The following is a 23,983-nucleotide window of genomic DNA, read 5'->3' on the forward strand; positions in this document are numbered from 1 at the left end:
GACACCAAGGCAGAGACAGCATTCGTCCGTGCACAGCATCCATAGCCTGCAGAGCACGACACGAACCGAACACGAAGGAACAGCGTGGCTTCCGGATCCGATCGAAACCCGATCATCATTGGCGGCCTTCCCAGCCAGGTCCCGGACTTCGATCCCGAAGAGACCCAGGAATGGCTCGACTCGCTCGACGCAGCCGTCGACGAGCGCGGCCGGGAACGTGCCCGCTACCTCATGCTCCGCCTGATCGAGCGCGCCCGCGAGAAGCGTGTGGCCGTGCCCGAGATGCGCAGCACGGACTACGTGAACACCATCGCGACCAAGGACGAGCCGTTCTTCCCCGGCAACGAGGAGATCGAGCGCAAGGTCCTGAACGCGACCCGGTGGAACGCCGCCGTCATGGTCTCGCGTGCCCAGCGGCCGGGTATCGGCGTCGGCGGCCACATCGCCACCTTCGCCTCCTCCGCCTCCCTCTACGACGTGGGCTTCAACCACTTCTTCCGGGGCAAGGACGAGGGCGACGGCGGCGACCAGATCTTCTTCCAGGGCCATGCCTCGCCCGGTGTCTACGCCCGCGCGTACCTCCTGGACCGGCTGTCCGAGGGCCAGCTCGACGCCTTCCGGCAGGAGAAGTCCAAGGCCCCCAATGGTCTGTCCAGCTACCCGCACCCGCGGCTGATGCCGGACTTCTGGGAGTTCCCGACCGTCTCGATGGGCCTCGGCCCGCTCGGCGCGATCTACCAGGCGCGGATGAACCGCTACATGGAGGCCCGCGGCATCGCCGACACCTCCAAGTCGCACGTATGGGCCTACCTCGGCGACGGCGAGATGGACGAGCCCGAGTCGCTCGGCCAGCTGTCCATCGCCGCCCGCGAGGGCCTGGACAACCTCACCTTCGTCGTCAACTGCAACCTCCAGCGCCTCGACGGCCCGGTCCGCGGCAACGGCAAGATCATGCAGGAACTGGAGTCGCAGTTCCGCGGCGCCGGCTGGAACGTCATCAAGCTGGTGTGGGACCGCAGCTGGGACCCGCTGCTCGCGCAGGACCGCGACGGCATCCTGGTCAACAAGCTCAACAGCACGCCCGACGGTCAGTTCCAGACGTACGCCACCGAGACCGGCGCCTACATCCGTCAGCACTTCTTCGGCGACGACCAGCGGCTGCGCGCCATGGTCGAGAACATGACCGACGACCAGATCCTGCACCTGGGCCGCGGCGGTCACGACCACAAGAAGATCTACGCGGCGTATGCGGCGGCCAAGGCCCACAAGGGCCAGCCGACGGTGATCCTCGCGCAGACCGTCAAGGGCTGGACGCTCGGCCCGAACTTCGAGGGCCGCAATGCGACCCACCAGATGAAGAAGCTGACGGTCGCGGACCTCAAGGGCTTCCGTGACCGGCTGCACCTGCCGATCCCGGACAAGGACCTGGAGGACGGCCTGCCGCCGTACTACCACCCGGGCCGGAACTCCGAAGAGATCCAGTACATGCACGACCGCCGCAAGAGTCTGGGCGGATATGTGCCCACCCGGCTCGTGCGCGCCAAGCCGCTGGCGCTGCCGGACGACAAGGCCTACGCGCCTGCCAAGAAGGGCTCGGGCCAGCAGAAGATCGCCACGACGATGGCGTTCGTGCGGGTCCTGAAGGACCTGATGCGGGACAAGGAGATCGGCAAGCGCTTCGTGCCGATCGCGCCCGACGAGTACCGCACCTTCGGTATGGACGCGTTCTTCCCGTCGGCCAAGATCTACAACCCGCTGGGCCAGCAGTACGAGTCGGTCGACCGCGAACTCCTCCTTGCGTACAAGGAGTCGCCGACCGGCCAGATGCTGCACGACGGCATCACCGAGGCGGGCTGCACGGCCTCGCTGATCGCGGCCGGCTCCGCCTACGCCACGCACGGCGAGCCGCTGATCCCGGTCTACGTCTTCTACTCGATGTTCGGGTTCCAGCGCACCGGTGACCAGTTCTGGCAGATGGCCGACCAGCTCGCGCGCGGCTTCGTGCTCGGCGCCACCGCCGGCCGTACGACGCTGACCGGCGAGGGTCTGCAGCACGCCGACGGCCACTCCCAGCTGCTGGCCTCGACGAACCCGGCCTGTGTCGCCTACGACCCGGCCTACGGCTACGAGATCGCGCACATCGTCAAGGACGGTCTGCGGAGGATGTACGGCGAGAACTCCGAGGACATCTTCTACTACCTGACCGTCTACAACGAGCCGATCCAGCACCCGGCGGAGCCGGCCGACGTCGATGTCGAGGGCATCCTCAAGGGCCTGCACCGCATCAAGCCCGGCGAGAAGGGCGAGCACGCCGCCCAGATCCTCGCCTCGGGTGTCGCGGTGCCGTGGGCGATCGAGGCCCAGCAGATCCTCGCGGACGAGTGGAACGTCAAGGCCGATGTCTGGTCGGCGACGTCCTGGAACGAGCTGCGCCGCGATGCGGTGGAGATCGAGGAGCACAACCTTCTGCACCCGGAGGAGGAGCAGCGCGTCCCGTACGTGACGCAGAAGCTCCAGGGCGCCGAGGGCCCCGCGCTCGCGGTCTCGGACTGGATGCGGGCGGTTCCCGACCAGATCGCGCGCTGGGTTCCCGGCACGTACCAGTCGCTGGGCGCCGACGGCTTCGGCTTCGCGGACACGCGTGGCGCGGCCCGTCGCTTCTTCCACATCGACGCGCAGTCCATCGTCCTCGGTGTGCTCACCGAGCTCGCCAAGGAGGGCAAGGTCGACCGGTCGCTGCTGAAGCAGGCGATCGACCGCTACCAGCTCCTGGACGTCTCGGCCGCCGACGCGGGTGAGGCCGGCGGCGACGCCTGACCTCTCCGCGGCCGCCCGCCGCAGCTTCCCTGCCGCGCCCCTCGACCCGCGTCCTTCGCCGGTCGAGGGGCGCGGTGCTGTGCGGTGGAAGAGGTGGAAGAGGTAGAAGATGTGGAACAGGTGGGAGGCGAGGGTGCGCAGGGGGGCCGCGGACGGCCGGCTCAGCGCTCCCATACCTTGAACGCCCTTACCTGGTAGGGGGATCGGGGCACCCAGGTGCCGCCACCCGGATAGGTGTCGAACTCGGCGGTCTCGGCGCACTCCGCGCTCTGGTAGGTGGTGACCGGCCGGCCGGTGCGGTTGGCGAGTGCCGCGGCGGTGCCGCCCTTGGGCAGTGGGATGCAGCTCTCGATGTCGGTGTCGGACAACTCGTAGGTCCGCCGCTCGCCGCCGAAGCCGGCCGCCGGCCAGAGGCAGAGTTGGCCGGTGGCGCAGTCCCCCGAGGCGGCGCCCCGGACCCCGGTGGTCGCCTGCGCGGCGGGGGTGCCGGTGGCCGCTTGCGCGGTCGGGGTGCCGGTGGCGGGCGGTACGGCGAGCGCGGCGGCCAGTGCGGTGAGGCCGGTCAGGAGCGCGGTGGTGTGGGGCGTACGCAGACGCAGTCGCATGGGAATCTCCCCCGTGGAGTACGGCGATGGCGTCCCGCGGCGGGCCGGCTGCCCGCGGCGGGTTCTTCGGCTTCGAGCTTCGCGAGGGTGCGGCGCGGCTGCCAAGGCCGTGGCGGCGGTCCCACCCGGATCAGGTATGTGGAGGAGCGGAACGGCCCGGAGCGGGGCGCCGGTGCACGGTGTTGACGCGGGGCGGGGCGGCGGCAGCGGAGGGCAGGAACCGTTCTTCCCAGGGCGTGCCGAGGGCTCGCGCGGGCGCGGGGCCCCGGAGGGCCGCAGGCGGGGCGAGGGTTCCCGTGACGGCTCATCCGGATGAGGGATTCACCGCTCCGGGCGGGGCCAACTGCCGCGGGGCGTACGGAGGGTGGGGCGGACGGCGGCGCCGGGCGGCGGGTTGACGCGGCCTGCTGACGCCCGGCTCAGGCTGCCACGCCGGGACAGCACACGACGGCGCGCGGCCGGTCCGAGGATTCCTCGGACCGGCCGCGCGCCGGTGGGGGGTTGTGCGGGGTCGCGGTGGCGCCGGGATCGTACGGCTGCGCCGCAGGGCCGGGCCGCACAGCTGCCGGCCGCCGGTCAGATGTGGCCGACGCCGGCCCCCGCCTCGGCGTTCGCGCCGCGCTTGGTGAAGACGGCGACGACGGCCGCGACGACCGCCACGCCGCAGGCGACCGTGAAGGCCAGGCCCATGCCGGACACAAAGGTCTCGTGGGCGACGGAGGTGATCTTCTCGGCCAGCTGGGGCGGGGTGCCCTTGGGGACCGGCGCGATGCCGGCCGACACCGCGTCGGACAGCTGGGACGCCTTGGCGGGCGGGACCGGCGGAAGGCCCGCCGTCGCCCACTTGCCGGGGAGCTTCTCATCGACGCGGGAGGCCATCACCGCGCCGAGCACGGCCGTACCGAGGCTGCCGCCGACCTGCATCGCGGCCTGCTGGACACCGCCGGCGACACCCGAGAGCTCCAGCGGGGCGTTGCCGACGATGACCTCGGTGGCGCCGACCATGACGGGCGCGAGGCCCAGGCCGAGCAGCGCGAACCAGACGGACATCGGGCCGGTGCCGCTGCCGGTGTCCAGGCCGGACATGCCGTACGTGGCGACGGCGGTGAGGACCATGCCGCTGACCAGCGGGATCCGCGGGCCGAACTTGGTGATCAGGGCGCCGGCGAGCGGTGAGCCGACGATCATCATGCCGGTGAGCGGCAGCAGGTGCAGTCCGCTGTCCACGGGGGTCATGCCGTGCACGTTCTGCAGGTAGAACGTCACGAAGAACAGGCCGCCCATGAAGGCGAAGGCCATCAGCACCATCAGGATCGTGCCGGCGGTCAACGGCACCGAGCGGAACATCCGCAGCGGGATGAGCGGTTCGCGGACCTTGGACTCCAAGACGGCGAACAGGGCGAAGAGGACCACGGCGCCGATCAGGAAGCCCAAGGTCCTGGCGTCGCCCCAGCCCCATTCCGACGCCTTGATCAGCGGCCAGATCAGGCAGAACATCGCCCCGGAGAGCAGCACGATGCCCGGGACGTCGAACGAGCGGGGGGCGTTCTCCGCGCGGTGGTCCTTGAGGATCGCCAGGCCGAGCACCAGGGCCAGCACGCCGACCGGGACGTTGATGAAGAACACGGACTGCCAGCTGACGTGCTCGACCAGCAGTCCGCCGACTATCGGGCCGCCGGCGGTGGAGGCGCCGATGACCATGCCCCATATGCCGATCGCCATATTGAGCTTCTCGGCCGGGAACGTGGCGCGCAGCAGGCCCAGCGCGGCGGGCATCAGCAATGCGCCGAACAGGCCTTGCAGCACACGGAAGATGATGACCAGCGCGACCTCGTGGGAGAACCCGATGGCGCCGGAGGCGGCGGCGAAGCCGAGGATGCCGATGAGGAAGGTCTGGCGGTGGCCGAAGCGGTCACCGAGCTTGCCTGCCGTGATCAGCGCGACGGCCAGGGCGAGCATGTAGCCGTTGGTGATCCACTGCACATCGGCGAGCGAGGCGCCGAGGTCCTGCTTGATGGCCGGGTTGGCGATGGCGACGATCGTGCCGTCCAGGGCGACCATCATGACGCCGATGGCGACGGAGAAGAGGGTCAGCCACGGATGGCCTCGCAGCCCCCTGGGGGGCTCCGGTACGGAAAGTTCCGGCGCGGCGTGGGCAACCGGGGTCTGAGAGCTCATACGACGAGGCTAATGACAGCCACTGACAGTTGACAAAGCAATTCATGAGTCGGTGACTGTCACGTCGCTCACAGGTAATCTGAGCAGCGAGAACACCAGGGAAAGGCGGCGCAGGATGGCCACCCCGACGCCGCACTCGGCACCCGCAGGCGGCCTGCGGGAACGTAAGAAACAGCGCACCCACGACGCTCTGATCCGGGCGGCGCTCGAACTGTTCACGAAGCAGGGGTACGAGGCGACGACCGTCGACGAGATCGCGGAGGCGGTGGACGTCTCCCAGCGGACGTTCTTCCGCTACTTCGCGAACAAGGAGGACGTCACCTTCGCGGTCCAGGAGATGGTCGAGGCCCGCTTCCTCGACGAGTTGAGCGCCCGGCCCGCGACGGAGGCCCCGCTGGCCGCCCTGCGCAGCGCCGTGACGGTGGCCTGGGACGACATCGGCAGCGCCATCGCGTCGGTGATCCCGGTGGAGCTGTACATGCGCACGTACCGGATGATCGAGTCGACGCCCGCGCTGGTCGCGGTCCATCTGCGGCGCTCGATCGAGCTGGAGGCGCAGCTGGCGCGGCTGATCGCCCGGCGCGAGGGGCTCGATGTGGACGCCGACCCGCGGCCGCGGGTGCTGGTGGCCGCGTTCAGCGGGGTGATGCGGGCCGCGGGCCAGGTCTGGAGCGAGGGCGAGGACCACACCGTGTCGTCGATCCGCGAGCTGACCATGTCCTACCTGGACCACATCGGGCCGGCGATCGAGGACGACTGGCGGACGCGAACGCGGTGATCACACCGCCGGCGGCGGGAGCGGTCCTGCACGACAGCCCACACTCCCCGTAATCGCCGTCCGCCGCTGCGCGTTCGACCCCCGTGGCTCCCTGAGACCACCTCTGCACGCCTGAGCGCCGGAAACAGACCACTCGTGTCCGATTTGGTCGAAATACCCTCTGTGAAACGTGAGATCACTCACGGCCACCACAGGCATGCTTCCGCTTCTCCTAGGGTGGCTCGCGGTGACTTCCTTCCCGGGCCTTGGCCCCTCCTCCGGTTTTCTGCAGTCCACCGCCTGGCGCGCCTCGCTCGCCCTGGTGGTGGTGTTCGTGATGCTTGCGATGACCGGCTGGACCGCCATCAGAGGTACCAAGGACGACGCCAACCCGCTGGCCACCGCCAAGGTCGCCTGGAAGCACGCCACCTTCCTCGGACGCCCGCTGCCCGACCCCAGCGGGCAGCCGTCCGCGGTCCGGGCCTTCTTCGCGCCCCTCAGCCGCGCCGAGAAGCAGCAGCTCGCCACCCGCTATCCGCTGGTCGTCGGCAATCTGGGCGGCGCCCCCGCGCAGCTGCGCTACGACGCCAACCGGAAGGCCATCGACGACGCCCGCCGCGTCGAGAAACGCCGGATGAGCGACCCCCGGCTCACCCCCGTCGGCCGCCAGACAGCGGGCCAGCTGATGCACCGCCTCGAATCGCTGATGAGCCCCGGCCGACAGATCCTCGCCTTCGACCCGGCCGACGGCGGACGGGCCGCCGAGGTCTTCGGGAATCTCACGAAGGCGGACCGGGTCTCCGTGGTGGTGCCCGGTGTGGACACCAATCTGTCGACCTTCGAGCGCACCGCACGGGCCACCACGGCCCCCGTCGGCATGGGGCGCGCCCTCTACGGCGCCGAGCGGCAGGCCCGCCCGAGCGCCCGTACGGCCGTGATCGCCTGGGCCGACTTCACCTCGCCCTCCGGCGTCGGCGTCGAGGCCGCCACCGGGCAGCTGGCCGCGGCCGGCGCGGTGCGGCTGCGCGCCCTGGTGAACGCGCTGCCGTCGTCCGACTCGGTCTCGCTGTTCTGCCACAGCTACGGCTCCGTGGTGTGCGGCGTCGCGGCCCGCACCCTGCCGTCGAACGTCAAGGACATCGCGGTGGCCGGAAGCCCGGGCATGCGGGCCGGCAGCCTCGCCGGGCTGGGCACCCACGCCCGGGTCTGGGCGATGCGGGACTCCGACGACTGGATCCAGGACGTGCCGAATCTGGAGGTCGGCGGGCTCGGCCACGGCGCGGACCCGGTCGATCCGTCCTTCGGCGCGCGGATCCTGTCGGCCGACGGCGCCGTCGGGCACGCCGGCTACTTCGAGCCCGGCACCCGCAGCCTGCAGAACTTCGCGCGGGTCGGCGTCGGCGACACCGGCACCGTCGACTGCGCCTCCGCCGACCCGCAGTGCGGTGCCACGGTCTGAGGGCCGCACCGCCGTACGACCAGCGGCCGCAGGTACGGCCCGGCGCCCGGGGACGGGCCGTACCTGCGGGAACCGCGCCCGGCACGGGTGACGTCCCTGTGGCAGGGAAGGAGCGGGTGGCCGGAGTGACGCGCGTAGCTTCGGCGGGCCCCCTTGAGGTGTCAGGAAGGGGGACGGGCGGGCGACCGCCCGCATACGATGAGCCACATGGGTGATGTGCTGGCCGGTTTTCACGCCGTCTGGGAGTTCGACACCGACTCCGTACTCATCCGCTTCGAACGGGGGATCCGCAGGCCGAAGCTGTTCCAGGCGCTCGGCGAGCGACGCATTCCGTACGAGGCGCTGAGCGCTGTCGAGGTGACCGAGGGCAGACGCGGCACGGTGGTGCTGCACGCCGTGCCGCGGCACGGCGCCGATCCGTTGATGGAGGCGGCCAACGGGCAGCTCAAGGACGACTCCGATCCGTATCGGCTGGTGCTGCCGGCCGAGCACGAGACCTTGGCCGAGTATTACGCCGACGAGCTGCGCACGGCGCTCGGCCCGGATGCGAAGGAGCCCGCCGACCGCCATCTGGTGGCCGCGCCGGAGCCCCCGCTGCACTTCAAGGCGTATGACGGCAAGGCCTCCTTCGACGGCCGGTCGGTCGCCTTCCGCTGGTTCTGGACCGGCGCGTCCTCGGCGAAGTGGAAATGCGGCGACCAGACCTTCCCCGTGGGCGAGTTGGCGGGGATCGAGTGGCGGTCACCGGAGATCCTCAACGGCTATCTGCGGCTGCTGGCGCGCGGCGCCCGCGACGGCGGGGCCGACGAGGCGGACCAGGATCCGGCCGCCGTGGTGTTCGGGCTGGGATACGGCCCCGTCCATGAGTCACTGCCGTTCGCGGCCGCGGTGCTGCAGGCCGTCCGCGCCGCCGAGCCTGCGCAGGAGACACCGGACGGCGAGCCGGTGCGCCGCCGGACCGGGGACGCGCGCCGGGACCCGGCGGACATCGCGGACCGCATCCGGCACCTCGGCGAGCTGCACGGCGCCGGTCTGCTGACCGACGACGAGTTCAGCATGAAGAAGGCCGAGCTGCTGGCGGAGCTGTAGGGCGGAGCGCTGCCGCCTTCCGGCGCTCGACTCCTCCCTGGGTACCGCCCGACCCCGGCCCCAGGGAGGACGCCGCGGCCGTCGCGGTCCGCTTACATTGAGGGCGTCATGACCGGACACCCTCCCCCTTCTTCCGCACCCGAGCCCTCCCGCGGCCCCGCGCGCGAGCCGGCCCGGCAACGGGCGCTGCGCGCCGTACGGCAGGCGCTGCGCCTGCTCGCCGTCGAGCTGGGCACCCCGACCGAGCCCGGCACCCCGCTGTTCGCCGCGGTCCGGAATCGCTGGCTGCGCCGGCTGCCGTACCTCCTCGCCTTCGGGTTCGCGGTGTCGCTGCTGCCCACGACCGTCACCGTCCTCGCCAACGACTACGGCATGGCCGGCGCACTGGCCGGCGCGCTGGCCACCGCGCAGAGCGTCTCCCTGCTGCTCGCGGTCGCCCGGCCGCTGCAGGCCTGGTGGGTGATCTTCGCGGCGGACGTGGTCTGTGCCCTGGCGCTCACCATGGTCGACGGCGTCGCGGGCCGTGCCTGGCCCTGGCCGCCCCCGGTGATCGTCGGCTATCTCGCGCTGATGCTGGCGCTGTCGCTGCGCGAGCGCCGCCGCACCCTGATCGCCGTCTGGCTGACGACCGGTGCGGCGGGCATCCTCTTCGAGCTCGCCGCCCCCGCGCACGTCCAGAACACCTGGGTGCTGCTGTTCGTCCTCTCCGGTGTGATGCTGATGATGGGTGCCACCCTGCGCGAACGGGGCGACGCCCAGCGGAAGTTGATCGAGCAGGAGACCATCAGCGAGGCCGAGCGGGCCCGCCGGACCCTGCTGGAGGAACGCACCCGGATCGCCCGTGAGCTGCACGATGTCGTCGCCCACCACATGTCGGTGATCACGGTCCAGGCCGACAGCGCCCCGTACCGCATCAGCGGGATCCCGAAGGCGGCCGAGGACGAGTTCGGGGCGATCGCGGCGACCGCCCGCGAGTCGCTGGCCGAGATGCGCCGGCTGCTCGGCGTGCTGCGCAGCGAGGAGACGGAGCGGCAGGGCGGCCCGGAGAAGGCCCCGCAGCCCGGGATCGGCATGCTGCCGAAGCTGGTCGAGGGGACCGTACGGGCCGGTGTGCCGGTCGAGTTGGCGCTGCCCGAGGAGAGTGCGGTGCTCGAACCGGCGGTGGATCTGTCGGCGTACCGGATCGTCCAGGAGGCGCTGGCCAACGTCGTACGGCACGCGCCGGGCGCCCGGACCCGGGTGTCGCTGCGGACGACGGCGGACGGTGCCCGGCTGACCGTCCTGGTCGTCAACTCCGCGCCGCCCGCGCCCGCCACGCCGTCCGCACCCCTGGAGACCGGCGGCACCGGCCATGGCCTGGTCGGGATGCGGGAGCGGGTGCGGCTGGTGGACGGGTCGCTCGACACCGGGCCGCTGCCCGACGGCGGCTTCCGGGTCGCCGCCCAGCTTCCGCTCGCGCCGCCGGCCGCCCCGGCGTCGCCCCTCCCCACGAAGGATTCCGGTTCCCTGTGACCACGCGCGTGATCATCGTCGACGACCAGGCCATGGTGCGGGCGGGCTTCGCCGCGCTGCTCGCCGCGCAGAGCGATATCGATGTGGTGGGTGATGCGCCGGACGGGGTGCAGGGCGTGGCGCTGAGCCGCCGGGCGCACCCCGACGTCGTACTGATGGACGTCCGGATGCCGGAGATGGACGGGCTGGAGGCGGCCCGTCAGCTGCTCGATCCGCCGGTCGGGGTCGCCCACCGGCCGAAGGTGCTGATGCTGACCACCTTCGATGTCGACGACTACGTCTACGAGGCGCTGCGCGCGGGGGCGTCCGGGTTCCTGCTCAAGGATGCGCCGCCGGCCGATCTGATCTCCGCGGTCCGGGTGGTGGCGGCCGGTGAGGCGCTGCTGGCACCGTCCGTGACCCGGCGGCTGATCGCCGATTTCGCCCGGCAGCGGCCGGCGCCCCGCACGGACCGCGCCGCGCTGCGGCTGAACGGTCTGACCCCGCGCGAGACGGAGGTCCTGGAGCTGATCGCCCGCGGACTGTCGAACCAGGAGATCGCCGAGGCGCTGATCCTCGCGGAGCAGACCGTGAAGACCCATATCGGCCGGGTGCTCGCCAAGTTGGCGCTGCGGGACCGCGCGCAGGCCGTGATCTTCGCGTACGAGTCGGGGCTGGTCGCGCCCGGCGAGCGGTAGCGGCCGCCGCGGGGGCGCGCTCCTCCTTTCGGACGAGGGGTGGCCCAGGCCCCCTACTCCGGTATCACCCGAGGGTTGGCTCCGCGGTGTGACGCCGCGTCACCCACCCCCTTCCTACGTTTCCCTCCGCCACCAACGGGAGGGAGACCCACATGTCCAGGCTGCGCAGCGCCGCCCGACGCAGCAGGCGGGCGCTCATCGGTGCCGCGCTCGCGGTGGCCGTGGCCGCCGGCACCGGCGGCTGGGCGGCCGGCACCGCACAGACCGCGGTCACCGGTCCGGCGCCCGGCGCGGCCGCCTGGCGGGCCGACCACTCGCTCGGTGTCCGGCTGCCGGACCCGGCGACCACGGCCCCCGCCGAGGTCGCCCGCTTCTTCGCCGCACTGACCGACCGCCAGCGGCAGACGCTGGTGGCCCGGCATCCGCTCACCGTCGGCAATCTCGACGGTGCGCCCCTCGCGCTGCGGTACGAGGCCAACTCCCGTGCCCTGAGGGCTGAACGGGACCGCCGACTGGCCCGCGCCGACGACCCGGCCGGCACCCTCCAGGACCACCGTCAGGACCGGGCCGTGGCCCGCCGCTACACCGCGCTGCTCGCACCCGGCCGCCGCATCCTCGCCTTCGACCCGCGCGGCCGGGGACAAGTCGCCGAAGTACACGGCGACTTGGCGACCGCCGAGCACACCGCCGTGATCGTGCCGGGCTCGGACATCGATCTGCTGTCCTTCGACCGGGCGAAGGACCCGTACGGCACGCCGGCCGGCATGGCCAGGTCGCTGCGCGCCCAGCTGGCCGCCGATGCGCCCGGGAGCCGTACCGCGGTCGTCGCCTGGGCGGGGTACACCACACCGGTCGGGCTCGGTCCGGATGCCGCGACCGGGCGGCTCGCCGAGGCCGGAGCGCCGCGGCTGGCCCGTCTGCTGTCCGGGCTGACCGCGGTCGGCGCCCGGCCCCCGGCGGTGCTGTGCCACAGCTACGGCTCGGTGGTCTGCGGGCTGGCCGTGCCGCGGCTGGGCGGTGGCGGCCTCGCCGATCTGATCGTCCTCGGCTCACCCGGTATGCGCCGGGACAGCGTGGCGGAGCTGCGCACGTCGGCCCGGGTCTGGGCGGGGCGGGACGCCGCCGACTGGATCGGTGACCTCCCGCACGTCGAACTGCTGGGCCTGGGCCATGGCACCGACCCCGTCGATCCCGCCTTCGGGGCCCGCCGGCTCCCCGCCCAGCGGGCCGTAGGGCACACCGGCTACCTCGCCCCCGGTACGGACTCCCTCCGCAACGTCGCGGCCATCGTGCTGGGCCGCTACGGGGCGGTGCACTGACGCTCGCCGCCAACGGGCGCCGACCGTACCGCCGTTCACCGCACCACACCCGCACCTGCCCCGAGGACCGAACCACCCGACGATTCCGCGACGGAAGAACCCAAGGACGCCTCATGGACACCGCCACTCTCGCCCCTCTCCGATCCGCCGCCCGGCGGACGGCCCGCAGGATCGAGGACCGCACGCCCGCGGACCGCGACCGGGCGATCGACGGGCTGCGGGCGCTGGCGCTGCTCGCCGTGCCCACCGGCCACTGGCTGCTGGGCGGCTTCACCCTGGACGCCGGCGGCGCGCTGCACAACGCCAGTCCGCTGACCGCCTTCGGGCTGCTCGCGCCCGCCAGTTGGGTACTCCAGATGCTCGGCATCTTCTTCCTGGTCGGCGGCCATGCGTCGGTGCTCTCCTACCGGCGCGCCCTGGAGCGGGGCACGTCCGCCGGTACCTGGCTGCGCGGCCGGCTCGTCCGGCTGGGCCGCCCGGTGGTCGGGGTGACCGCCATATGGGCGACGCTGCTGCTGCTCCTGTACGGGCTGGGGGTGCCGGAGGCGACGCTGCGGACCGGGGCGACGCTGGTGATCCAGCCGCTGTGGTTCGTCGCGGTGTACGCGGGCACCACCGCGCTGACGCCGTACTGCGTGCGCGCCGCGCGGCGGCTGGGCGCCTGGGCGGCGGCACCGCTGGCGGTGGCGGTGGCCGGGGTGGACTTCCTGCGCTACGGGCCGTTCGCCGACGCCATGCCGTCGTGGCTGAGCCTGCTCAACCTCCTGCCCGGCTGGCTGTTCGCGTATCAGCTCGGGGTCTGCTGGGGCGAGCGGCGGCTCGGCCGGCGGGCCGCCGGGGTGCTGCTGCTCGGCGGTGCCGCGCTGTTCGCCGCGCTGCTGCTGGTCTTCCACTACCCGGCGAGCATGGTCGGCGTCCCGGGCCGGGACCGTACGAACTCCCACCCGCCGTCGCTGCTGGTCCTGGCGCTGGCCGCGGCCCAGTCCGGCGCCGCGATCCTGCTGCGGGACCGGCTCGCCCGGCTCCTGCGCCGGCCCGCCCTGTGGGCGCCGGTCGTGGTCGTCAACCTCTCCGCGATGACGATCCTGTGCTGGCACCAGACGGCGATGCTGACGGCGGCGGTGCCCGCGTCGTTCCTGGGCCCGGTGCCCGGGCTGACCGTGGCGCCCGACACCGTCGGCTGGCTGCTCGCCCGGCTCGCCTGGCTGCCGGTCTTCGCCGCCGTCCTGCTCCTGATCGCCCGCACCACCCGCCGCTTCGAGGCCCCTTGGACCGGTGTCACCCGGGCCCGCCGCACCGCGGCGGCGCTCCTGGCCGCCGGGTTCGCGGCCTTCGCGCTGGGGCTCGCATAGGTCCGCACCGGGGGCCGGAGAACTGCTCCGGCCCCCGGGGAAGACCTACTCCCGCCCCGCCGAGGTGGACGACATGTCCGCGTACCGCGCCCCCGCGACCTTCCCGGCGATCGGCTCCAGCAGCGCCAGATCCTGCGCGGTCAGCCGGATCCCGGTCGCCGCGGCGTTCTCCTCGATGCGGCTGCGCTTCCGGGTGCCGGGGATCGGTACGACGGCCAGACCGCGCGCCGTGGCCTGGTGCTGCACCCAGGCCAGGGCGATCTGGCCGGGCGTGGCGCCGTGCGCCTCGGCGATGCTGCGGACCGGCTCCAGCAGCGCGGCGTTGGCGGCCGCGTTGTCGCCGGTGAAGCGGGGCTGGGTGCGGCGGAAGTCGTCCGCGGTCAGCTCCTTGTCGGCGCTGACGAACGTGCCGGTGAGGAAGCCCCGGCCGAGCGGGGAGTACGGGACGACGCCGACGCCGAGCTCGGCGGCGGTCGGTACCACGCCCTGCTCGATGTCCCGGCTGAACAGCGACCACTCGGACTGCAGCGCCGCGATCGGATGCACGGCCTGCGCCGCGCGCAGCTCGGGTCCGGTCACCTCGCTCAGCCCCAGGTGCTTGACCTTGCCCTCGGCCACCAGCTCGGCCATGGCGCCGACCGACTCCTCGATCGGGACGTCGGGGTTGCGCCGGTGCATGTAGTACAGGTCGATCTCGTCCACGCCCAGGCGCCGCAGGCTGCCCTCGACGGACTCGCGGATGTAGGCCGGGTCGTTGCGGATGATCCGCTTCGTCGGGTCCTGCGGGTCGAGGGTTATCGCGAACTTGGTGGCGAGCACGACCTCGTCGCGGTGCGCCCGGAGGAACGGGGCGAGGAACTTCTCGTTCTCCCCCATCCCGTACATGTCGGCGGTGTCGTAGAGCGTGACGCCCAGCTCCAGCGCCCGCTCCAGCGTGGCCCGCGCTTCATCCGCGTCCGTCGGACCGTAGGCGAAGCTCATGCCCATACAGCCCAGGCCCTGCACCCCGACCCGCGGGCCGCCGGTGCCCAGCTCGACCGTTTCGATCTTCTTGCTGCTCATACGGACCTCAAAACCTCTCGGACGCCCGCCGGGCGTCGGCATAGATGTCGATCTTGTAGTCGAGGACGTCCAGCGTGCTCTGCAGCTCGGCGATCCGTTGGCGTACGTCCTCGCGGTGCGCGGTCAGCAGCCGCTCCCGCTCGGCGAAGGTGCCCGCGCCCGCCCGCACCAGCTCGGCGTAACGGACCATGTCCGCCACCGGCATACCGGTCAGCCGCAGCCTGGCCACCAGGTTCAGCCAGTCCAGATCGCGGTTGCTGAACCGCCGCTGCCCGGTGTGGGTGCGGTCCACGTGCGGCATCAGGCCGATCCGCTCGTACCAGCGCAGGGTGTGTGCGGTCAGGCCGGTGTGCTCCGCCACCTCGCTGATCGTGTACCGGTCGTGGCCGGTGGGCCGTGGGTGCGGGGGTGTGGTGCCGCAGCCGCGCTCCGTCGCCGGCCGCTCGGCGGCGGTCCTCGCGCCGCTCGCGACCGTTTCGCCCTGCATGACCGTCATGGCCCCGTCTCCCCTGTTCGCCGGATGTCTCCCGGCGTTTTCGCCGGGCGCCTCTCGACGTCTCCAACGCTAGAGAGTTCGAGCGCACTCCAAGCAAGCGCGATCTTGACCGGGATTTGGGGTGGCACGGGCCGGCCCCTCGGGCGAATGACGGGAGTTTGACGTCAGGTCCTAGGCTCGTGGGCATGCAGAGCCTGCGGATGATCGAGAACTGGCCGGTGCCCACCGCTGCGGCCGCCGTCGTACGAGCCGACGGCTCGGTGGCCGGCGCCTACGGCCCCCTGGAGCGGCGCTTCCCGCTGGCGTCCGTGACCAAGCCACTGGCCGCGTACGCCGCGCTGCTGGCCGTCGAGGAGGGCGCGGTCGAGCTGGACGAGCCGGCCGGGCCGCCGGGATCCACGGTGCGTCATCTGCTCGCGCACACCTCGGGGCTGGCCTTCGACGAGCCGCGCACGATGGCCGAGCCGGGCACCCGCCGGCTCTACTCCAACGCCGGCTTCGAGGCGCTCGGCGACCACCTGGCCAAGGCGACCGACATCCCCTTCCCGCAGTATCTGCACGAGGCGGTGCTCGCACCGCTCGGGATGACCTCGACGGACCTGCCCGGCTCGCCCGCCAAGGACGCCGTCTCCACGGTCGCCGACCTGATCGATTTCGCCGCCGAGCTGCAGGCACCGCGACTGCTCGCCCGGGAGACGCTCACGGCGGCGACCCAGGTGGCCTTCCCCGGTCTGCCGGGTGTGCTGCCGGGCTTCGGCCACCACAGGCCCAACGACTGGGGGCTGGGCTTCGAGATCCGCGACGGCAAGTCGCCGCACTGGACGGGCGCCACGTCCTCACCGCGTACGTTCGGGCACTTCGGGCAGTCCGGGACGTTCCTGTGGGTGGACCCCGACGCCCGTGCGGCCTGCATCGCGCTGACCGACCGGGCCTTCGGGCCGTGGGCGATGGAGGTCTGGCCGCAGCTGACCGACGCGGTGCTGGCCGAGCTGGCCTGACGTGCGCACGGGCCCGGACCCGTACCGGGCCCGCCGCGGTCTCACACGTACCCCGGCTCCGCCCCCATCTCCCACACCAGGCACTCCGCGGCCGCCAGCCCCTGCAGCTCCAGCCCCGCACCGTCGGTGATCCGCGCCGCGTCACCGGCCGCCAGGCGCTCCTCGCCGAGCCGTACGGCGCCGCGCACCACATGCACATAGGCCCGTGCGGCATCCGGGACCGCGGTGCGCTCCCCGTCGGCGAGGCGGCGCAGATGCAGCAGCGCACCGGCCTGCGGCACCGCGTACGGGGTGCCGTCGGCGATGCCGCGCACCACCTCGTACCGGGGCTCGCCGCCGAATTCGAGCGGCGCCAGCCACATCTGGACGAAGCACAGCGGCCCGGCGCCGTCGTTGCGCTCCACATGCCGCACGCCGCCGGCCGAGCTGAGCCGCTGGAGATCCCCCGGGCGTACGGTGGTCTCGTGGCCGGCCGAGTCACGGTGGGTCAGCTCGCCCTCCACCACCCAGGTCACGATCTCCGTGTCGCGGTGCGGGTGCTCGTCGAAGCCGGCGCCCGCGGCCAGCCGCTCCTCGTTACAGGCGATCAGCGCCCCGAAGCGCAGATTGTCCGGGTCGAAATGGGGGCCGAAGGAGAACGCGTGCCGTGACTCGATCCCGGCCTCCGGCTCGCCGCCGCGGTAGCGTTCCTCGGCCCTGCGCACCTGAATCATGGGCCCACCGTAGCCCCGCCCCCTCACCTCTCCGCCCCGATAGTGCAGGCTTGTCCCGTGTCTGAACCCGCATCGCGCGACGCGCACCCGCACTCGGCGACCCTTAGGCGTCTGGAGAATTCGTCCGGCAAACTGGCCGCCGCCGCCATCGCCCGCATGGACGCCACCCTGCCGTGGTACCGCGCGATGCCCCCGGAGAACCGCTCCTGGATCGGCCTGGTGGCCCAGGCCGGTATCGCCGCGTTCACCGAATGGTTCCGGCATCCGGAGACCCCGCAGGCGATCAGTACCGACGTCTTCGGCACGGCGCCGCGCGAGCTGACCCGGGCGATCACGCTGCGGCAGACCGTGGAGATGGTCCGCACCACCATCGAGGTCATGGAGTCCGCGATCGACGAGGTCGCGGCGCCGGGCGATGAGTCCGTCCTGCGCGAGGCGCTGCTGGTCTACGCCCGGGAGATCGCCTTCGCCACCGCCCAGGTCTACGCCCAGGCCGCCGAGGCCCGCGGCGCCTGGGACGCCCGGCTGGAGTCGCTGGTGGTCAACGCGGTGCTGTCGGGCGAGGCCGACGAGGGCGCCGTCTCGCGCGCGGCGGCGCTGGGCTGGAACTCCCCCGAGCACGTGTGTGTGGTGCTGGGCACCGCCCCGGACGGGGACAGCGAACTGACCGTGGAGGCGATCCGGCGGGCCGCCCGGCACGCCAAGCTCCAGGTGCTGACCGGGGTCCTGGGCTCCCGTCTGGTGGTGATCGCGGGCGGCTCGGACAATCCACTGAAGGCCGCGAAGGCGCTGATCGGCCCGTATGCCGCCGGTCCCGTGGTGGCCGGTCCGGTGGTCTCCGACCTGCTGGCCGCAACCCGCTCTGCCCAGGCCGCGGCGGCCGGGCTGCGGGCCTGTGCCGCCTGGCCGGACGCCCCGCGGCCGGTGCTCGCGGACGATCTGCTGCCGGAGCGCGCGATGGCCTCGGACCCGGTGGCCAGGGACCAGCTGGTGGAGGAGATCTACAGACCGCTGGAGGAAGCGGGGTCGGCGCTGCTGGAGACGCTGAGCGTCTACCTGGAGCAGGCGAGCAGTCTGGAGGGCGCGGCCCGGATGCTCTTCGTGCACCCCAACACCGTGCGCTATCGGCTTCGACGTGTGACCGACGTCACCGGCTGGTCACCCTCCGATGTGCGGTCGGCGTTCACCCTCCGTATCGCATTGATTCTGGGGCGCCTGGCTGACGGTGAGACGCAACTCTAGACTTTTGTCGGACACCAACAATTACCCCGATGGTTCTTGGTCCCTGTCCCCACGGGCGGCCGGAACCACCCACAAGAGAGAGTGTGAGGGTGCTCGTACTCGTCGCTCCCGGCCAAGGCGCTCAGACGCCCGGCTTCCTGACCCCCTGGCTCGACCTCCCCGGTGTCGAGGACCGGCTCCGTGCCTGGTCGGACGCCATCGACCTGGACCTGGTCCACTACGGCACGAAGGCGGACGAGGAGGAGATCCGCGACACCGCGGTGGCCCAGCCGCTGCTGGTGGCCTCCGCCCTGCTCTCCGCCCGGCAGCTGTTCGCGACGGCCGATGCCGTCACCGCGCAGGTCGGCGCGGTGGCCGGCCACAGCGTGGGTGAACTGGCCGCCGCGGCGCTGGCGAACACCATCTCCGACGAGGCCGCGATGACGCTGGTGCGCCGCCGCGGCCAGGCGATGGCCGAGGCCGCCGCCGTCACCGAGACCGGCATGGCCGCGCTGCTCGGCGGCGACGAGGCCGTCGTCCTCCCGCATTTGGAGCAGCTCGGCCTGACCCCGGCGAACGTGAACGGCGCGGGCCAGATCGTGGCCGCGGGCACCGCCGAGCAGATCGCCGCGCTGGTCGAGAACAAGCCGGAAGGCACCCGCCGGGTCGTACCGCTGAAGGTGGCCGGCGCGTTCCATACTCACCACATGGCACCTGCTGTCTCGGCCCTGGAAACCGCGACCGCCCAGCTGGCGGTCGCCGATCCGCAGACCCGTTACGTCTCCAACAAGGACGGGGCGCTGGTCTCCTGTGGCCAGGAGCTGGTGCGACGGCTGGTGGGCCAGGTGGCCAACCCCGTGCGCTGGGACCTGTGCATGGAGACCTTCAAGGAGCTCGGCGTGACCGCGCTCATCGAAGCGGCTCCCGGTGGCACCCTCACCGGCCTGGCCAAGCGCGCACTGCCCGGCGTGCGGACCCTCGCTCTCAAGACGCCCGACGACCTCGACGCGGCCCGCACGCTGATCGCCGAAACGACGTCAGCCGCAGCCGCGGCGGGCTCCGCACCGGCCGAATAGGAGTCCGAAGCGCATGACCTCGAAGATCAAGCCCTCGCAGGGCACCCCGTACGCGCGGATCATGGGTGTCGGCGGCTACCGCCCGACCCGTGTCGTGCCCAACGAGGAGATCCTCAAGTACATCGAGTCGTCCGACGAATGGATCCGCTCGCGGTCCGGTATCGCGACCCGCCACTGGGCGGGACCCGAGGAGACCGTGGCGCAGATGTCGGTCGAGGCGTCCGGCAAGGCGATCGCCGATGCCGGCATCACGCCCGAGCAGATCGGCGCCGTGATCGTCTCCACGGTCTCGCACTTCAAGCAGACCCCGGCGATCGCGACCGAGATCGCACACCGTATCGGCGCCGGCAAGCCGGCCGCGTTCGACATCTCGGCGGGCTGTGCGGGCTTCGGCTACGGACTGACCCTGGCCAAGGGCCTGGTGACCGAGGGCTCGGCGGAGTACGTCCTGGTCATCGGCGTCGAGCGGCTCTCGGACCTGACCGATCTGGAGGACCGTGCGACGGCCTTCCTCTTCGGCGACGGCGCCGGCGCGGTGATCGTCGGCCCGGCCAAGGAGCCGGCGATCGGCCCGACGGTCTGGGGCTCGGAGGGCGACAAGGCCGAGACCATCAAGCAGACCCTCGGCTGGGACGTCTACCGCACCACCCCGGTCCCCGGAGGGGATGCCCCCGAGGGCCGGCCGGCCCCGGAGGAGATCCGCTACCCCGCCATCACCCAGGAGGGCCAGGCGGTCTTCCGGTGGGCGGTGTTCGAGATGGCGAAGGTCGCCCAGCAGGCGCTGGACGCGGCCGGCGTCAGCCCGGACGACTTGGACGTCTTCATTCCGCACCAGGCCAACATGCGGATCATCGACTCGATGGTGAAGACTCTGAAGCTGCCGGAGAGCGTGACGGTCGCCCGCGATGTGGAGACCACCGGCAACACCTCGGCCGCCTCCATCCCGCTCGCCATGGAGCGGCTGTTGGCGACCGGACAGGCCAAGAGCGGCGACACCGCGCTGGTCATCGGCTTCGGGGCGGGTCTCGTCTACGCCGCGACGGTCGTTACCCTCCCCTAGGCAAGATCTGCGCAACGCCGGATGTCCTCGGATGTACCGGCCGCCGCTCGGATCTTCACCGCAAGTAACGCAGTTTCCCCATAAAATGACCGAAGGAGCGCCATCATGGCCGCCACTCAGGAAGAGATCGTCGCCGGTCTCGCCGAGATCGTGAACGAGATCGCCGGGATCCCCACCGAGGACGTCCAGGTGGACAAGTCCTTCACCGACGACCTGGACGTCGACTCGCTGTCCATGGTCGAGGTCGTCGTCGCCGCCGAAGAGCGCTTCGACGTGAAGATCCCGGACGACGACGTCAAGAACCTCAAGACGGTCGGCGACGCGACCGACTACATCCTCAAGCACCAGAGCTGATCCAGCTCCCGCGCATGTCGCCACCCCGCGGTGGCGCCGTCGATTCAGACCCCTCTACCCGTGGAGTAAGAATTCCCGTGAACGCGACCAATCGCACCGTGGTCGTCACCGGTATCGGCGCAACCACACCGCTGGGTGGCGACAGCGCTTCGACCTGGGAGGCCCTGCTCGCCGGACGCTCCGGCATCAGCACCCTCGAACAGGACTGGGCCACCGACCTGCCGGTCCGTATCGCCGGCCAGATCGCCGTTGAACCGTCCGAGATCATTCCGCGTCCGCAGGCCCGGAAGCTGGACCGCTCGGCGCAGTTCGCGCTGATCGCGGCCCAGGAGGCCTGGAAGGACGCGGGCTTCACCGCCAAGGCGGGCGAGGACACGTCGGTCAACCCCGACCGTCTGGGCGCCGTCATCGCCTCCGGCATCGGCGGTGTGACGACCCTGCTCGACCAGTACGACGTGCTCAAGGAGAAGGGCGTACGCCGCGTCTCCCCGCACACCGTGCCGATGCTGATGCCGAACTCGCCGTCCGCGAACGTCGGCATCGAGTTCAACGCCCGCGCCGGTGTGCACACGCCGGTCTCGGCGTGCGCGTCGGGCGCCGAGGCCATCGGCTACGCGATCGAGATGATCCGCTCCGGCCGCGCCGACGTCGTCGTCGCGGGTGGCACGGAGGCCGCCATCCACCCGCTGCCGATCGTCGCCTTCGGCAACATGATGGCGATGTCCAAGAACAACGACGACCCGCAGGGCGCCTCCCGTCCCTGGGACGTCGACCGCAACGGCTTCGTGCTCGGCGAGGGCGCGGGCGTGATCATCCTGGAGTCCGAGGAGCACGCCAAGGCCCGCGGCGCCATGATCTACGCGGAGGCCGTCGGCCAGGGCATCTCGGCCGACGCGCACCACATCACGCAGCCCGAGCCGTCCGGCAACGGCATCGCGGCGGCGCTGCAGAACCTCCTCGACAACACCGATCTCCAGCCCGCCGAGATCGTGCATGTGAACGCGCACGCGACCTCGACGCCGGCCGGTGACGTCGGCGAGCTCCGGGCGCTGCGCAAGGCGTTCGGTGACGACGTCGACCACATGGCCATCACCAGCACGAAGTCGATGACCGGCCACCTCCTGGGCGGCGCGGGCGGTATCGAGACGGTGGCCACGGTCCTCGCGCTCAAGAACCGCATCGCCCCGCCGACGATCAACATCGACCAGCTCGACCCGGAGGCCGACGCGGACATCGTCCGCGGCGAGCCCCGCAAGCTGCCGGCCGAGGGCCGGATCGCGGCCCTGAACGACTCGTTCGGCTTCGGCGGCCACAACGTGGTCCTGGCCTTCCGCTCGGTCTGACGCGGTCTCAGCACCCGTAACGGGCCCGCCCGGTGACATGTCACCGGGCGGGCCCGTTTGCCGTCTCAGCCGTCGAAGCCGGCGTAGTACGCGGCCGCGGCGTCCTCGTCGCCGTGGCCCTGCTGCTCGGCCCGGCGGAAGCGCTCCGCGGCCGCCGCCACCAGGTCCATGTGGACGCCGGCGTCCCGGGCCGCCTCGGTGATCAGCCGGGCGTCCTTGCGGGCGGCGGACACGGTGAAGCTCGCGGGGTAGTTCTCGGCCAGGATCAGCTCGGATTTCAGCCGGAGGTACGGCAGATCGAGCGCCCCGCCGGCGATCGCGGCAAGGAAGTCGCGCGCGTCCACCCCGAGCCCCTCGGCCAGCGCGAGAGTCTCACCCGTACCGCTGATGACCGTCAGCACCCAGGTGTTGACGACGAGCTTGAGACGGCTGGCGGCGCCGTCGGCGGCGTCCTCACCGACCCACTGGGTACGGCTCCCGACGACGCCGAAGATCCGCCCGGCGCGCTCCCGTACGTCCTGCGGACCGGCCGCCAGGATCGTCAATTGCCCCTTCTCCGCAGGGTCCTTGGTGCCCAGTACGGGGGCGTCCACGAACCGCAGCCCGTGTTCGCCGGCGAACCGGGCGAGCGGGGCGAGCCCTTCGGGTCCCACCGTGCTCATCTGGAGCCACAGGGCACCGGGCGGCAGGGCGGGGGCGGCCTGGTGCAGTGCGTCGAGGACGGCGGGCCCGTCGAGCAGCATCGTGAGGACCACGTCGGCGCCCTCCACCGCCTCGGCGGGGCTGCCGGTGACGCGGATCCCGTCGGCGGCCAGCGGCTCGGCCCGGGCCCGGGTGCGGTTCCAGGCACGGACGTCCAGACCGGCCCTGGCGAGGTTGCGGGCCATCGCCGCGCCCATGATTCCGGTGCCGAGCACCGCGACGGAGAGGGTGTCGAAAGCGTTGTTGTCGGCCATGACGGCACGCTAGAACCTGGAGCGCACTCCAAGGCAAGCGCCGCCGTGTGTCGGGGAGCAGCCGTGCGGTACGCCGTGGGGACCGGCCCCTCCGGGGGCGATCCGGCGGGCGCGTCCTAGGGTGTCTCTTCGATCTCCGTGGGCCTGCGGCGTCCGGCACCGCAGGCTGATCCACGGAGACCGAAGAGACACCCCCTAGACGACCTGGTGCAGCCAGCGGACCGGGGCGCCCTCGCCCGCGTAGCGGAACGGCTCCAGTTCGTCGTCCCAGGGCTTGCCGAGGAGCTTGTCGACCTCGGCGGCCAACTCCGTCTCGCCGCGCGCCGAGCGGGCGACCGCGGCCCGCAGCCGGTCCTCGGGGATGAGGATGTCGCCGTGAATGCCCGTGACGGCATGGAAGATGCCCAGGTCGGGGGTGGAGCTGTAGCGCTCGCCCTCGGCGGTGGCGCAGGGTTCCGCGGTCACCTCGAAGCGCAGCAGATGCCAGCCGCGCAGCGCGGAGGCCAGCTTGGAGGCCGTACCGGCCTCGCCCTGCCAGGAGAACTCGGCTCTCCACGTGCCCGGGGACGCCGGCTGGCGGATCCAGTCGAGATTGACGCGCACGCCGAGGACGCCCGCCACGGCCCATTCGACATGCGGGCACAGCGCGCGCGGTGCGGAGTGGACGTACAGAACTCCACGGGTCGTCACCGGGACCTCCAGTGCGGTTCGAGGTTCGCCTTCCCCAGCGGCCTCGTGCCCGTTCCGGTTGCGGCCGGGACAGTTGTCATTCTGCCCCAGTGATCACTTCGGCACCAGCGTGCTGGTGACCTACAGTAAACACCATTAGGCGGAATTTGCCGCAAAAGGGACAGGAAATGACGTGATGTAATTTGTCCGTGCCGACTGCACTTGCCACTTTGGGTCACCGCCCGGAAGGCACGGGGCAAAGCTACCGCG

The 23,983-nt window shown here is 71.9% G+C and carries 21 protein-coding genes; 14 read left to right on the forward strand and 7 right to left on the reverse strand.

From position 1 onward, the window contains the following. The first annotated feature begins 84 nt into the window (after positions 1-84). Positions 85-2,817, forward strand: a complete 2,733-nt coding sequence (aceE, locus tag BKA18_RS11280) for a pyruvate dehydrogenase (acetyl-transferring), homodimeric type (protein WP_366043014.1) — start codon at positions 85-87, stop codon at positions 2,815-2,817. A 161-nt stretch (positions 2,818-2,978) separates the two neighbouring features. Here aceE and BKA18_RS11285 read toward each other — a convergent pair whose 3' ends face one another. Together BKA18_RS11285 and BKA18_RS11290 are read right to left on the reverse strand one after the other, a co-directional pair. Beyond that, entirely contained in the window at positions 2,979-3,422 is a 444-nt protein-coding gene (locus BKA18_RS11285) for a peptidase inhibitor family I36 protein (RefSeq protein ID WP_366043015.1), read from the reverse strand. Between the two features lie 576 nt (positions 3,423-3,998). Then, entirely contained in the window at positions 3,999-5,600 is a 1,602-nt protein-coding gene (locus BKA18_RS11290; RefSeq protein ID WP_366043016.1) for an MFS transporter, read from the reverse strand. Between the two features lie 115 nt (positions 5,601-5,715). On the opposite strand from BKA18_RS11290, the gene BKA18_RS11295 reads away from it, so the two are divergent. The 7 genes from BKA18_RS11295 (at position 5,716) to BKA18_RS11325 (ending at position 13,765) form a co-directional block, all read left to right on the forward strand. Further along, positions 5,716-6,378 carry a TetR family transcriptional regulator gene (locus tag BKA18_RS11295; RefSeq protein WP_366043017.1) on the forward strand — a complete coding sequence of 221 codons (663 nt, stop codon included), beginning with the start codon at positions 5,716-5,718 and terminating at the stop codon, positions 6,376-6,378. A gap of 226 nt (positions 6,379-6,604) precedes the next feature. Continuing rightward, positions 6,605-7,816: an alpha/beta hydrolase gene (locus BKA18_RS11300; RefSeq protein WP_006605838.1), complete on the forward strand. Its 1,212-nt coding sequence runs from the start codon at positions 6,605-6,607 to the stop codon at positions 7,814-7,816. 207 nt (positions 7,817-8,023) lie between these two features. Continuing rightward, on the forward strand, positions 8,024-8,905 hold the full coding sequence (locus tag BKA18_RS11305) for a DUF4429 domain-containing protein (RefSeq protein ID WP_366043018.1): 882 nt from the start codon (positions 8,024-8,026) through the stop codon (positions 8,903-8,905). Positions 8,906-9,013: 108 nt separating this feature from the next. After that, positions 9,014-10,417 carry a sensor histidine kinase gene (locus BKA18_RS11310; RefSeq protein ID WP_366043019.1) on the forward strand — a complete coding sequence of 468 codons (1,404 nt, stop codon included), beginning with the start codon at positions 9,014-9,016 and terminating at the stop codon, positions 10,415-10,417. Continuing rightward, positions 10,414-11,094 (forward strand): response regulator, encoded by a 681-nt coding sequence (locus BKA18_RS11315; protein WP_366043020.1) that lies wholly within the window; start codon positions 10,414-10,416, stop codon positions 11,092-11,094. Before BKA18_RS11310 ends, BKA18_RS11315 begins: the two co-directional genes overlap by 4 nt. A 152-nt stretch (positions 11,095-11,246) precedes the next feature. Further along, positions 11,247-12,413 (forward strand): alpha/beta hydrolase, encoded by a 1,167-nt coding sequence (locus BKA18_RS11320; RefSeq protein ID WP_366043021.1) that lies wholly within the window; start codon positions 11,247-11,249, stop codon positions 12,411-12,413. A gap of 113 nt (positions 12,414-12,526) precedes the next feature. Beyond that, on the forward strand, positions 12,527-13,765 hold the full coding sequence (locus BKA18_RS11325; protein WP_366043022.1) for an acyltransferase family protein: 1,239 nt from the start codon (positions 12,527-12,529) through the stop codon (positions 13,763-13,765). Positions 13,766-13,810: 45 nt separating this feature from the next. Here the strand turns inward: BKA18_RS11325 and BKA18_RS11330 are convergent, their stop codons facing one another. Beyond that, positions 13,811-14,827 (reverse strand): aldo/keto reductase, encoded by a 1,017-nt coding sequence (locus BKA18_RS11330; RefSeq protein WP_366043023.1) that lies wholly within the window; start codon positions 14,825-14,827, stop codon positions 13,811-13,813. Positions 14,828-14,834: 7 nt separating this feature from the next. Then, positions 14,835-15,323, reverse strand: a complete 489-nt coding sequence (locus tag BKA18_RS11335) for a MerR family transcriptional regulator (RefSeq protein ID WP_006605831.1) — start codon at positions 15,321-15,323, stop codon at positions 14,835-14,837. Between the two features lie 185 nt (positions 15,324-15,508). On the opposite strand from BKA18_RS11335, the gene BKA18_RS11340 reads away from it, so the two are divergent. Further along, positions 15,509-16,321 (forward strand): serine hydrolase domain-containing protein, encoded by an 813-nt coding sequence (locus tag BKA18_RS11340; RefSeq protein WP_366043024.1) that lies wholly within the window; start codon positions 15,509-15,511, stop codon positions 16,319-16,321. A 41-nt stretch (positions 16,322-16,362) separates the two neighbouring features. Here BKA18_RS11340 and BKA18_RS11345 read toward each other — a convergent pair whose 3' ends face one another. Next, entirely contained in the window at positions 16,363-17,034 is a 672-nt protein-coding gene (locus BKA18_RS11345) for a pirin family protein (protein WP_366043026.1), read from the reverse strand. Between the two features lie 57 nt (positions 17,035-17,091). On the opposite strand from BKA18_RS11345, the gene BKA18_RS11350 reads away from it, so the two are divergent. The 5 genes from BKA18_RS11350 to fabF all read left to right on the forward strand — a co-directional run bounded on the left by BKA18_RS11350 (position 17,092) and on the right by fabF (position 22,088). Beyond that, the gene (locus BKA18_RS11350; RefSeq protein WP_366043027.1) at positions 17,092-18,276 is read left to right on the forward strand and encodes a PucR family transcriptional regulator; all 1,185 of its coding nucleotides are present in this window, start codon (positions 17,092-17,094) and stop codon (positions 18,274-18,276) included. 89 nt (positions 18,277-18,365) lie between these two features. Then, positions 18,366-19,331, forward strand: a complete 966-nt coding sequence (locus BKA18_RS11355; RefSeq protein WP_366043028.1) for an ACP S-malonyltransferase — start codon at positions 18,366-18,368, stop codon at positions 19,329-19,331. 13 nt (positions 19,332-19,344) lie between these two features. Then, the gene (locus tag BKA18_RS11360) at positions 19,345-20,391 is read left to right on the forward strand and encodes a ketoacyl-ACP synthase III (protein ID WP_006605826.1); all 1,047 of its coding nucleotides are present in this window, start codon (positions 19,345-19,347) and stop codon (positions 20,389-20,391) included. Between the two features lie 105 nt (positions 20,392-20,496). Next, positions 20,497-20,745, forward strand: a complete 249-nt coding sequence (locus BKA18_RS11365) for an acyl carrier protein (RefSeq protein ID WP_006605825.1) — start codon at positions 20,497-20,499, stop codon at positions 20,743-20,745. 77 nt (positions 20,746-20,822) lie between these two features. After that, positions 20,823-22,088, forward strand: a complete 1,266-nt coding sequence (gene fabF / locus BKA18_RS11370) for a beta-ketoacyl-ACP synthase II (RefSeq protein ID WP_006605824.1) — start codon at positions 20,823-20,825, stop codon at positions 22,086-22,088. 65 nt (positions 22,089-22,153) lie between these two features. Here the strand turns inward: fabF and BKA18_RS11375 are convergent, their stop codons facing one another. Together BKA18_RS11375 and BKA18_RS11380 are read right to left on the reverse strand one after the other, a co-directional pair. Next, positions 22,154-23,044 carry an NAD(P)-dependent oxidoreductase gene (locus tag BKA18_RS11375; RefSeq protein ID WP_366043029.1) on the reverse strand — a complete coding sequence of 297 codons (891 nt, stop codon included), beginning with the start codon at positions 23,042-23,044 and terminating at the stop codon, positions 22,154-22,156. Between the two features lie 195 nt (positions 23,045-23,239). Next, positions 23,240-23,734: a DUF3145 domain-containing protein gene (locus BKA18_RS11380; RefSeq protein WP_093483003.1), complete on the reverse strand. Its 495-nt coding sequence runs from the start codon at positions 23,732-23,734 to the stop codon at positions 23,240-23,242. Positions 23,735-23,983: the final 249 nt, after the last annotated feature.

The sequence above is a fragment of the Streptomyces auratus genome, from assembly GCF_050433025.1.
Lineage (GTDB): Bacteria > Actinomycetota > Actinomycetes > Streptomycetales > Streptomycetaceae > Streptomyces > Streptomyces sioyaensis.